Source organism: Streptomyces mutomycini (assembly GCF_001700505.1).
GTDB classification, from domain to species: Bacteria; Actinomycetota; Actinomycetes; order Streptomycetales; family Streptomycetaceae; genus Streptomyces; species Streptomyces mutomycini.
In genome coordinates this window covers 1-11,413 of record NZ_MAPV01000110.1, presented here as the reverse complement: position 1 = coordinate 11,413, position 11,413 = coordinate 1, and the positions used below count along the sequence as shown (strand labels likewise).

Below are 11,413 nucleotides of genomic sequence, written 5' to 3'. Positions count from 1 at the left end.
GCCTCGCGCAAGGCCCCTCCGGACTGGTCCGAAGGGGCCTTGCGCGGGCTCAGAGGTGCAGGCGGGAACGCGTTTGAGCGGCACCTCACCTCACCCGCGACCGTGCTGTGATCAGGCGGCCGACCAGGCGATCCCGTCGAGGATGTCGTGCTCGCTGACGACGACCTCGCGGGCCCCCGCCCGTTCCATCAGGGCGAGCAGGACGAGCGCTCCGGAGGCGATCACGTCGATCCGGCCCGGGTGCATCGCGGGGATCGCCGCGCGCTCCTCGTGCGTCGAGGCGAGCAGCCGTTCGGTGATCTCCCGGACCCGCCCGACGGAGACCCTGGAGTGGTGGATCGCCTCGGAGTCGTACTCCTCCAGGCCGAGCGCGATCGCGGCGACGGTGGTGACCGTCCCCGCCAGGCCGACGAGCGTCGCCGCCGAGGAGATCGGCACGGTCTCCTCGGCCAGGTCCAGCGCGGCGTCGATGTCCGCGCGGATCGCGGCGATCCGGTCGGGCGTGGGCGGGTCCACGACGGCCCCGTCCAGGACCAGGTGACGCTCCGTCATGCGTACGCAGCCGATGTCCACGGACCGGGCCGCGCGGACACGGTCGTCACCGACGACGAACTCGGTGGAGCCGCCGCCGATGTCCACGACGAGGTACGGCTTCTCCAGGTGGTCGCTGCCCACCAGTTCCTTGGTGGCGCCGTCGAAGGAGAGCTGCGCCTCCTGGTCACCCGTGATGACCACCGGCTCGACGCCCAGGATGTCCAGGACCCCGCGGACGAACGTGTCGCTGTTCTCCGCGTCGCGGGAGGCCGACGTCGCGACGAAACGGATCCGCTCGGCGCCGAGCTCCTTGATCGCGGCCGCGTACTCGTGACAGGCCTCGAAGGTGCGCTCCAGGGCTTCGGGGGCCAGGCGCCCGGTGCGGTCGACGCCCTGGCCGAGCCGGACGATCCGCATCCGGCGGTCGAGCTCGGTGAAGTCACCGGTGGCGGGGTCCACGTCCGCGACGAGCAGACGGATGGAGTTGGTACCGCAGTCGATGGCGGCAACGCGGGTCATGGGGCTCCTGTGGTTGTACGGGTACCGCGGAGGGCGTTCCGTCCGGATCCGGCCCGATCCGGACGGAAGGCCCTCGGGTCAGGACGCGTCGGGCCCGGCGCCGGTGGCGCACGGGGTGACGCACGGCCCCTTGGCCCACCACTCCGGCAGCATCGCGATCGCCTCGTCGCCCAGCGGGTTCACACCGGGACCGGCGGCCAGCGAGTGGCCGACCAGGACGTGCAGGCACTTCACCCGGTCCGGCATGCCGCCCGCGCTCGGGAAGCCCTCCAGGACCTCGATGGCATCGCGGCGCGCCAGGTAGTCCTCGTGCGCGGCACGGTAGGCGGCGGCCAGCTCCGGGTCCGTCGTGAGCCGCTCGGTCATCTCCTTCATGACCCCGTTGGCCTCCAGCGTGCCGATCGCGGACGCGGCGCGCGGGCAGGTCAGGTAGTACGTCGTCGGGAACGGCGTGCCGTCCTCCAGACGGGGCTGCGTCTCGACCACGTCCGGGTTGCCGCACGGGCAGTGGTGCGCGATGGCGCGCAGCCCGCGCGGCGGCCGGCCGAGCTGGAGCTCGAACGCGGCGATGTCCGCGTCGGTGGGCGTGGTGGATTCGGTCTGCGGAGGGGGCGTGTCCATGCCTGCCTTGAATGTCATCGGTCGGACTGTATGAACCGGCGCGGGAACGGGGCACCGTGGGTGCGCCCGGGCCCGGACCGGTGCGGGAAGGGGGTCATTCGCGGTCGGCGCTGTCGACGCCGTCCCAGAGGTTCGAGTGCCACGGCCGCCCGGTCGCCCCCGGCTCACCCCGGCGCACCTCGGCGGCGTCCGGGTCGGCCACCGTATAACCGGTCTCGCCGGGCAGCACGTAGTGGAGGTGCTGGCGCGCGAGACGGCGGATGTACGCGTCGTCCTTGAGCCGAGCCTTCTCGTCGCGCAGCTCCTCGGTCCGCTCGCGGGCCTCCTGCGACAGCCTCTCCTGTTCCGCGATCTGGTCGCGCTGGGAGACGTACTGCCGCATGGGGTACGCGAGGGCGACCACCAGGGAGCAGACGATCAGCGCGAGGAACGCGGCCCGGCCGGTGAGCCGGGAACGGCGAGCCTGGCGGCGGTTCTGGGACCGGTAGACGCGGGCCGCCGTCTGCTCGCCGAGCAGTCGCAGCCTGGTCGCGGTGGAGAACCGGTCGCGGTCCTTCCCGGCCATGTCTCACGCCTCCCCGTTACGCACGTCCGTCCCCGCACACGGTACGGGACCGGATGCGGGGACGGTCGGAGGCTGTGCTCCGGACTCGGGCCGTCAGCCCTCGAAGCGGAACCGCGGGAACGCCGAACGCCCCGCGTACACCGCGGCGTCGTCGAGGATCTCCTCGATGCGCAGCAGCTGGTTGTACTTGGCGACGCGGTCCGAGCGGGCCGGGGCACCGGTCTTGATCTGGCCGCAGTTCACGGCGACGGCGAGGTCGGCGATGGTGACGTCCTCGGTCTCACCGGAGCGGTGGGACATCATGCACTTGAAGCCGTTGCGCTGGGCCAGCTCGACGGCGTCCAGGGTCTCGGTCAGGGAACCGATCTGGTTGACCTTGACGAGCAGGGCGTTGGCCGAGCCCTCCTCGATACCGCGGGCGAGGCGCTCGGGGTTGGTGACGAACAGGTCGTCACCGACGATCTGCACCTTGGAGCCGAGCTTGTCGGTGATGGCCTTCCAGCCCGCCCAGTCGTCCTCGTACAGCGGGTCCTCGATGGAGACCAGCGGGTACGCGGAGACGAGCTCCTCGTAGTACTCGGTCATCTCGGCGGCCGAGCGGGACTTGCCCTCGAACTCGTAGACGCCGTCCTTGTAGAACTCGGACGCGGCGACGTCGAGCGCGAGCGCGATGTCGCGGCCCGGGACGTAGCCGGCCTCCTTGACGGCCTCGAGGATGAGGTCGAGGGCGGCGCGGTTCGACTCGAGGTTGGGGGCGAAGCCGCCCTCGTCACCGAGACCGGTGGACAGGCCCTTGGTCTTGAGGACCTTCTTCAGCGTGTGGTAGATCTCCGCGCCCCAGCGCAGGGCCTCGGAGAAGGACTCGGCGCCGATCGGCGCGATCATGAACTCCTGGATGTCCACGTTGGAGTCGGCGTGCGAGCCGCCGTTCAGGATGTTCATCATCGGAACGGGCAGCAGGTGCGCGTTCGGGCCGCCGAGGTAGCGGAACAGCGGGAGGTCGGAGGCCTCGGACGCGGCGTGCGCCACGGCCAGCGAGACGCCGAGGATGGCGTTGGCGCCGAGGGAGCCCTTGTTCTCGGTCGCGTCCAGGTCGAACATCGCCTGGTCGATGAGGCGCTGCTCGGTGGCGTCGTACCCGACGAGCTCCGGGCCGATCTGCTCGATCACGGCGAGGACGGCCTTCTCGACGCCCTTGCCGTGGTAGCGGTTGGGGTCACCGTCGCGAAGCTCGATGGCCTCGAACGCTCCGGTGGAGGCTCCGGACGGAACGGCAGCACGTCCCGTGCTGCCGTCGTCGAGGCCAACCTCGACCTCGACCGTGGGGTTGCCCCGGGAGTCGAGGATTTCCCTGGCTACGACGACGTCGATGGACGGCACGAGGCATCTCCTTCTGGGATCTGACACTGGTTGTGCAGGGTCACTGTGGCCTTGCGCCACGAGCCTAACCGGCCCGGCCCGCTCCGTCGGCCGTCCGCCCGTCCCCTGGGACGAAAAAGGACCCAAGGGTCTGCATAACGGGCAAAGCTCCAGAAATTTACTGGCAAGTAACCACAACAGTTGAACACTCGCCTTCACGGCGAGCCCGCGCCGCACCCGGCTGAAGGGTCCGGACACGGCCCCGGCCCGGCGTGCGGGGGGTCAGCACGCCGGGCCGGGCCTCCGGGGCGGGAGGAGGAAACAGACCCCGGACTACTTCAGGTGGAGCTGCTGACCCGGGAAGATCAGGTCGGCCTCGTCGACGATGTCGTCGTTCAGCTTGAACAGCTTCTCCCAGCCGCCCTTGACCTTCTCCGCGCCGGCGATCTTGCTGAGGGTGTCGCCGGCCTTCACCTTGTACTCGCCGTCACCCTTCTCGACCTTGCCGCCGGTCGGGGTGGTGACCGTCTCCTTGGGAGCCGTGCGCTTCTCGCTGCGCGTGGCGGGCTGCTCGGCCTCGCGCTCCGGCGCGGCCTGCGGAGCCGTGTCGCCGTTCTTCTCGGAGCCGGTGTCGACACCCGGGTCCACACCGTCGTTGGTCAGGCCGCCGGCACCGGCACAGGCCCAGGCACCCGGACCCTGCAGGTCGAGGAGCTTCTCGGCGGCGGCTATCTGCTGGTCCTTGCTGGCCAGGTCGGCGCGGGCGGCGTACTGCGTGCCGCCGGCCGCTGCCCAGCTGGACTGCGAGAACTGCAGGCCGCCGTAGTAGCCGTTGCCGGTGTTGATGGACCAGTTGCCACCGGACTCGCACTGGGCGACGGCGTCCCAGGTTTCGACGGAGGCGGCGGAGGCGCCGGTCGCGCCCATGAGCGGTACGGCGACGGCGGCACCGGTGACACCGGCCAGGGTCGCGATACGGACGGCCTTGGACGGGCGACGGTGCTTGCCCTTGCTGGAAAGCAGCATGGTTCTCCTCACCGACGCCTACGAGGTGAGCTGTCGGGTTCGGGCCTGTGAGTTGCCCGGACGCCCGCTCCCGCTGACGTCTTCACCCCTAGCCGCACCTTCGCCCGTCTCGCGACGGCCGGGTCCGGCACTTACCTGGGTCCCCCGCTCCTGCCTACGGCGCTTTACGCGTCGGTCCCCTTCGTCCGACGGCAGGATTCGGCGTGACGGTCGAAGGTGCCCGCGGTGCGAGCGGCTCCGACCGTAAGCGCACGCAACCCCCACATTCAAAGACGGACATAACGGCCAATCAGCACGTAACGGCTCGATGGTCATGTGCGTTTTCGCAGGTCGGAGGCAATGCGGACGGATCGGACGGACCAAGCGCGCCAGTTGAAGCAAAGAGACCCATGTCTCACTTACGCATAAGTGGACATAGGCCTCTGAACTACCCCTGGATTCGGGGTGTTTTCCCGCTTTTGATCAGTTGGCGGTGGCGGTCTCCGCCTTGGTGCCGTGGGCATCCGCCCCGAGGCCGAGGTCCAGGCTCTGGCCGGGAAGGATCAGGTCCGGGTCGGAGCCCAGCTCGTCCTTGTTGACCTCGTAGAGCGCGGTCCAGCCACCGGGGACCTCCTGCGAGTCCGCGATCGCCCACAGGTTGTCGCCCGAGCGGACGGTGTACGCCCCCTCGGCTCCCCCCTGGCGCGTCCCGGAGTCGCCGCGCGAGGCGTGCCGGCCGGATTCGCGCGCGTCCTCCAGGTCCGGTCCGGCACTCGCCTCCGGGGCCGGGGTTCCGCGGTGCTTTCCGCCCTTCGCCCCGTCACCCTTCGAGGCGCCGGACGTCTCGGAGGCCTCGGGAGAAGGGGTGGCGGACGGAGACCCGGGGGCCTCCCCGGACTCGTCACCCTTGTCAGCCGCGTCGTCGGACGCCTTCCCGTTCGCCTTGTCCTCCGCGCCGGACTCATCCGCTTCGCCTGTGGCATCCGCCGGGTCCGAAGCGTTGGACGAGGGGGTCTCGGAGGGGGTCGCGTCCTCGGAGGGCTCGGCGGACGGCTCGCCGCCCGGGTCGACGCCCGGCAGCGTCCCGTCCAGGGCGAGCCCGGAGATCACCGCGCAACTGGGCCACGCCTGCGGCCCCTTGTCGTCCAGCACCTTCTCCGCGACCGCTATCTGCTGCGAGCGGCTGGCGAGGTCCGCACGGGACGCGTACGCGGTACCGCCGTAGGCCGACCATGTGTCCTGCGAGAACTGCAGGCCTCCGTAGTAGCCGTTGCCGAGGTCGGCACTCCACATGCCGCCGCTCTCGCACTCGGCGACCCGGTCCCAGGTCGTGGCCTCTGCGGCCTGCGCGCCGCCCGCACCGAGCAGCGGGATGGCGATGGCCGACCCCGTGACGCCTGCGGCGACGACGATGGCGGGTGCCTGACGAGGGCGACGGTGTCTGCCGTTCGCGGAGCCCATGGGATTGCCTTCCGTGTGACTGACATGTGACGGGTGAGTCGAACGGTGAACCTAGCCCTACTCGAACGTGTGTCACAAGTCGATGCAGCGGAGATCACGTGAAAGTCACAGAGTTGACTGCCTGTCATCTTTTTGGTCCGGACACCCCGGACCGAACTCCACCGGACGCGTGCGCAGTCCGCGCAGGATGAGCCCGCCGTGCCCACGCAAATCGGCAGGTTCCGCAGCGAGCCGCAGGTCGGGGAGGCGCCGCAGCGGAGTCGCGGCCGCCCCCCGTCCCTCCGGCCGGGCCGGTGCCGCCCCACGCCGCAGCGGATGCCGTGCCCGTGTCCGGGGTGCTGATCGTCACTCCGAGCGAGATCCGGGTTGTCCGCATCCTGGAACGGCTCCGGGTCCGGCAGGCGGGCACGGCAGCGGATGTCCGCCGGATACCGTCGTCAGGTGAACCACACCCCGTCGCCGGAACTCTTCACCTGGGAGTTCGCCACCGACCCCTATCCCGCATACGCCTGGCTCCGCGAGCACAGCCCCGTGCACCGCACCAGGCTGCCCAGCGGTGTCGAGGCCTGGCTGGTGACCCGCTACGCGGACGCCCGGCAGGCCCTCGCGGACAGCCGTCTTTCCAAGAACCCGGCGCACCACGCCGAGGACGCGCACGGGAAGAGCAAGACCGGCATCCCCGGGGAACGCAGCGCCAACCTCATGACGCATCTGCTGAACATCGACCCGCCCGACCACACCCGGCTGCGCCGACTCGTGTCCAAGGCGTTCACCCCACGCCGGATCGCCGGGTTCGCACCGCGCGTGCAGGAGCTGACGGACCAGCTCATCGACGGCTTCGCGGACCGGGGGACGGCGGACCTCATCCATGACTTCGCCTTCCCGCTGCCCATCTACGCGATCTGCGACCTGCTCGGAGTCCCGAGCGAGGACCAGGACGACTTCCGTGACTGGGCGGGAATGATGATCCGGCACGGTGGCGGCCCTCGCGGCGGAGTGGCCCGGTCCGTGAAGAAGATTCGCGGCTATCTCGCCGAACTGATCCACCGCAAGAGGGAGGAGCCCGGCGACGACCTGATCTCGGACCTGATCCGGGCAAGCGACCACGGCGAGCACCTCACCGAGAACGAGGCCGCAGCCATGTGCTTCGTCATCCTCTTCGCGGGTTTCGAGACGACCATCAATCTGATCGGGAACAGCGCCCACGCGTTCTTCCACAACCCCGCGCAGCGCTCCGTCTTCCAGGACGCTGTGGAACGGGGTGACGACGCCCTGCTGGATACCGCGATCGAGGAGCTGCTGCGTTTCGACGGCCCGGTGGAGCTGGCCACCTGGCGCTACGCCACCGAGGCGCTCGAGATCGGCGGGCAGCAGGTCCGCGAAGGCGATCCGGTCCTGGTCGTACTCGCCGCGGCTGACCGCGATCCGGCCCGCTTCGAGGAGCCGGACACCCTCGACCTCTCCCGCCGTGACAACCAGCACCTCGGATACGGGCACGGAATCCACTACTGCCTGGGCGCGCCGCTCGCCCGGCTGGAGGGCCGCACCGCGCTGGAGACCTTGTTCCGCCGTCTGCCGGATCTTCAGCTCGCCGTGGACCCCGGCGACCTGAGGTGGAGGGGCGGGCTGATCATGCGCGGCCTGCGCACGCTTCCGGTGGAGTTCTCGCCCCGGTGACGGCCCGCAGACCGGGCCTGCGAGGGCCCGTCCGGCACCGGGCAGATGACGGACTCCGGCGTGAGGAGTCCGGGCGCCGCATCGGGCGTGGAGGCAGTTGCGGGGCTGTCGTTCACTCCTCGACGCCATCGGGAGCGGTGCCGAGCCCCTCGGCCGCCCGGATCGCGTCACGGTAGGCGCGGGCGGCGGCCCGCAGAGCGGCCTCCGGGTCGGTGCCGTCCTGTTCGGCCCGCACCGCGAGGGCGAGCAGCCGGTAGCCCACGCCGTCGCCCTCGGGGAGTGCGGCGTCGAGACCCGCGGTACGGGCCCTGCTGCCGAGTTTGGCCGCCAGCGCCAGACCGGGCTGGCCCAGCGGTACGCCGTCGGTGACCGATTCGCGCTGCTTCTCGATCGCCTTCGTCCGCAGCCAGTGCGCGTGGACGTCCTCCGGGGTCTCGGCGGTCTCGTCGCCGAACACATGCGGATGCCGGTGGATCAGCTTCTCGACGATCGTGGCCGCGACGTCGTCGATACCGAACGGCTCCTCCTGGTCCTCCTGCGCGATGCGTGCGTGGAAGACGACCTGGAGCAGTACGTCGCCGAGTTCCTCGCGCAGCTCCCCGCGGTCGCCGTCCTCGATGGCCTCGACCAGTTCGTACGCCTCCTCGATGGCGTACTTCGCAAGGCCCTGATGCGTCTTCTGCGAGGTCCACGGGCACTCGAGCCTGATCCGGTCCATCACCTGGACCAGGTCCAGGAGCCGCGCGCCGGGCAGGTCGTACGAACCGGGCAGCAGCTCCAGGTCCGGCATCTGCACCCGGCCGGAACCGCCGAGCCTGGCCAGGCCGTCGGTGAGCGGCTGATTGCCCTCGCCGCCCACCAGCACCACCACGGTCCGGCCGCCCGCGCAGTCGTCCACGAGCTCCTCGGCCGAGGGGGCGGTGTGCTCGACCGCGACACCCGCCTCCCGCAGATAGGGCAGCTGCGGGTGGTCCCGCTCGGGGCACAGCACCCGGTCGGCGGCATGGAGTGTCTGCCACGCGGGCCAGGACAGCAGACCGGGGGCGACCCGGTGGCTGGCGGTGAGGAGGACGATACGGCCGGGGTCTTCAGCGTTCACACCCCCGAACCTACCCGTGGACGGGCCGGGTCAGGCGCCTGCCTGGGGGTCCTGGCCCCGCACGGGGGTGACCTGGGTGATCCACGGGGCCTTGTACGTGCTGAGCTGGACCTTCTTGTTGTCCCAGCTGCCGTAGCGCGGGTTGACCTCGATGTGCAGCGCCTTCGACGCCCCGGTGAGGGACTCACCCACGGCCTGCACCCCGGTGGGGCTCTGCAGGTCGGCGCCGAGTGCCTGGGCCAGCTTCTGGAGCTGCACCTCCTGGCGCAGGCTCGCCTCGATCTGGCCGGGCGCCACCCAGCGCTGTTCCAGCATCAGCGTCCGCACTCCCTCGTCCCCGCCGGACTGCACGGCGGCGTCACTGCGGATCTGCTGGACCTCCTTGCGGCTGACGCTCACCCCGGCGTCCTTCGCGGCCCGGTCCAGGACCCGTCCGAAGATCAGGCCGGACAGCTTGACCCGGGTCAGCTGGCCCGACTTCGCCACCAGCTCCTCGGACTTCTCCGACTCCTGCTGGGCAGTGCGTACGTCGGCCGCCTGCGCCTGCACCGTGGCGACGTCGATCCGGTCGCCGCCCACCACGGCCGCGGCACCGGGATGGGCCTCGCTGCCGCAGGCGGACAGGAGCGGCGCCGCGACGAGCGTTGCGGCGGAAAGGGCGAGCGCGGTGCGACGACGGCGGTGCAAAGGAGCCTCCCGGGGAGAGTTTGTGCATCAGTGCACAAAGCCTTGCGGTGATCGATGTTAGGCAGTGGACGTGATTCGGGCCACTGCTTCGACCAACGATTTCCGGACCGGTCAGTGTGGGGTGCGGGACGAAATCCCTTCCGGCTCGCCCATATCGGCCGTCTTCGGCCTCACCTCGAACCGCGTACGTCCTGGTGGTGGGTCAGTTGCCGGCGGAGCTCGGTGGGGAGCGGGTGGTGCGGGCCGTAGGTGCGCTCGGTGTCGTGGAGCAGGGCCTGCAACTGGGCGCGGCCGGCCGTGTGGTCGCCCACGCCGAGCAGGAGGTGGCCGATCCGGTGGCGGATGTCGAAGGCCCGGCCCGGGCCGGTGGAGGTCGCGTAGCCGTTCTCGTAGTAGGGGAGGACGGCGCGGTACTCGGCGAGCGCGGCGGCCGCCTCGCCGAGCTGTTCCAGGCACTGGGCGGCGTCGTAACGGAACTGAAGGGTCTGGGAGTCGGCCGGGCCCGCTTCCGCCGCGCGGTCGTCGGCGAGGCGGCGTAGCTCCGGGAGGGCCCGGCGGTACTGGCCGTCGTCCATCAGCGTGGCCGCGTACTGCTTGCGCAGGATGCGTACGACCGGTGAGTGTTCGCCGTGCTCCTGGGCGGCGGCAGGCAGGATTCCCCCGAGGATGTCGACGGCCTGGGTGATGCGGCCCTCTCCGAGCAGCCGCTTCACGTCGTCGACGGCCTGTGCGACGTTCGGCCGGGACGGCGGTTCCTGCGGCGGTGCGGGTACCTGCTGGGCGGGGACGGGCACCGACGCCGGGACGGCCGCGCGGTCGGGCCAGGGTGCGTGCGGGCGGAGGAAGGGGCGGGTCGGGTCGAGGGGCCCGGACGGTGTGCCGCCGGCGGGCAGCAGGGGCCGCAGCGACTCGTAGACCTCCTGGGCGGAGGCGGGACGGTCCTGCGGGTCCTTGGAGAGCAGCCGCAGGACGAGAGCTTCGAGCGCCTCGGGGACCTCGGGCCTGAGATGACGGACCGGGAGGGGCGGCTCGTAGAGATGGCGGTGCAGGACTCCCAGAGCGGTGGACCCGGCGAACGGCACGTCACCGCTGAGGAGTTCGTGCAGCAGGACGCCGAGGGCGTACAGGTCGGTGTAGGGGCCGACGGCGCCGCCCATCGCCTGCTCGGGTGCCATGTAGGCCGGGGATCCGATCGGTGACCCCGTGTGCGTCAGGCGGGTGGTGTCGGTGTCCATGACGGAGGCGATGCCGAGGTCGAGCACGGTGAGGGTGCCGTCGGGCTTCACCATCGCGTTGCGCGGTTTGAGGTCGCGGTGGACGATCGGCACGGCGTGGACCGCGGAGAGCACCGCGCACAGCTGGGCGGCGATCGCCACGGCCCAGGGCCACGGATAGGGGTCGTGCTCGGCGAGGTGGTCGGCGAGGTCGGCGCCCTCGACGTACTGCATGACGAGGTAGAGGTCGTCGCCGTCGCTCCCCGCGTCGTGCACGGTGACCAGGCCCGGGTGGTCCACCTGCGCGGTGACCCGGCACTCGCGGACGAACCGGCGGCGCAGATCGTCCGCGGCCACGCTGCCGGAGGGGCCCGCGACCCGGTCGGGGCGCAGGAGCTTCACCGCGACCCTGCGGTCGAGGCGCTGGTCGTACGCCGTCCAGACCTGACCCATGCCGCCCTGGCCGAGCACGGTCGCCAGCTCGTAACGCCCCGCGATGACACGTCCGTTCACCGGCCGTCACCCTCCTTGCGGAGGTAGTCGCTCAGCTCGTCGAGCTCGGCGCGCACCTGGTCGAGACGCTGGGGCGCGGCAGGCCTCGGGGTGTCGGACGCCGGGGTGGGAGCGGGGTGCGCGGGAGCGGGCGGCGTGGCGGGAGGCGGTGTGTCAGCG

At 71.1% G+C, this 11,413-nt stretch carries 10 protein-coding genes, 1 pseudogene and 1 riboswitch; of the genes and pseudogenes, 1 reads left to right on the top strand and 10 read right to left on the bottom strand.

Annotated features, from left to right (window positions below; all coding sequences use genetic code 11):
- Positions 1 to 111: 111 nt before the first annotated feature.
- From BFF76_RS16815 to BFF76_RS33835, 7 genes and pseudogenes are all read right to left on the bottom strand, one after another.
- Entirely contained in the window at positions 112 to 1,053 is a 942-nt protein-coding gene (locus tag BFF76_RS16815; protein WP_031098711.1) for a Ppx/GppA phosphatase family protein, read from the bottom strand.
- A gap of 78 nt (positions 1,054 to 1,131) precedes the next feature.
- The gene (locus BFF76_RS16810) at positions 1,132 to 1,674 is read right to left on the bottom strand and encodes a DUF501 domain-containing protein (protein ID WP_065848516.1); all 543 of its coding nucleotides are present in this window, start codon (positions 1,672 to 1,674) and stop codon (positions 1,132 to 1,134) included.
- 94 nt (positions 1,675 to 1,768) lie between these two features.
- Positions 1,769 to 2,239 (bottom strand): FtsB family cell division protein, encoded by a 471-nt coding sequence (locus BFF76_RS16805; protein ID WP_031098707.1) that lies wholly within the window; start codon positions 2,237 to 2,239, stop codon positions 1,769 to 1,771.
- Between the two features lie 93 nt (positions 2,240 to 2,332).
- Positions 2,333 to 3,619, bottom strand: a complete 1,287-nt coding sequence (gene eno / locus BFF76_RS16800) for a phosphopyruvate hydratase (RefSeq protein ID WP_031098704.1) — start codon at positions 3,617 to 3,619, stop codon at positions 2,333 to 2,335.
- Positions 3,620 to 3,931: 312 nt separating this feature from the next.
- A complete protein-coding gene (locus tag BFF76_RS16795; RefSeq protein WP_065848515.1) occupies positions 3,932 to 4,624 on the bottom strand; it encodes a LysM peptidoglycan-binding domain-containing protein in 693 nt (230 codons plus the stop codon).
- Positions 4,625 to 4,796: riboswitch (cyclic di-AMP (ydaO/yuaA leader) on the bottom strand.
- A 290-nt stretch (positions 4,797 to 5,086) separates the two neighbouring features.
- Positions 5,087 to 6,064, bottom strand: coding sequence for a transglycosylase family protein (locus BFF76_RS16790; RefSeq protein ID WP_031098700.1), 978 nt, complete (start codon positions 6,062 to 6,064; stop codon positions 5,087 to 5,089).
- A gap of 105 nt (positions 6,065 to 6,169) precedes the next feature.
- A pseudogene (locus BFF76_RS33835) lies at positions 6,170 to 6,459 on the bottom strand (cytochrome P450); the annotation flags it as partial.
- Positions 6,460 to 6,481: 22 nt separating this feature from the next.
- Between BFF76_RS33835 and BFF76_RS16785 the strand changes: the two are divergent.
- Positions 6,482 to 7,741 carry a cytochrome P450 family protein gene (locus BFF76_RS16785; RefSeq protein WP_053929142.1) on the top strand — a complete coding sequence of 420 codons (1,260 nt, stop codon included), beginning with the start codon at positions 6,482 to 6,484 and terminating at the stop codon, positions 7,739 to 7,741.
- Between the two features lie 112 nt (positions 7,742 to 7,853).
- On the opposite strand, the gene BFF76_RS16780 is transcribed toward BFF76_RS16785, so the two are convergent.
- The 3 genes from BFF76_RS16780 to BFF76_RS16770 form a co-directional block, all read right to left on the bottom strand.
- Positions 7,854 to 8,840, bottom strand: a complete 987-nt coding sequence (locus BFF76_RS16780; protein WP_031098696.1) for a nucleoside triphosphate pyrophosphohydrolase — start codon at positions 8,838 to 8,840, stop codon at positions 7,854 to 7,856.
- 30 nt (positions 8,841 to 8,870) lie between these two features.
- A complete protein-coding gene (locus BFF76_RS16775) occupies positions 8,871 to 9,527 on the bottom strand; it encodes a SurA N-terminal domain-containing protein (protein ID WP_053929140.1) in 657 nt (218 codons plus the stop codon).
- Between the two features lie 170 nt (positions 9,528 to 9,697).
- Positions 9,698 to 11,254: a serine/threonine-protein kinase gene (locus tag BFF76_RS16770; protein ID WP_065848514.1), complete on the bottom strand. Its 1,557-nt coding sequence runs from the start codon at positions 11,252 to 11,254 to the stop codon at positions 9,698 to 9,700.
- Between the last annotated feature and the right edge of the window lie 159 nt (positions 11,255 to 11,413).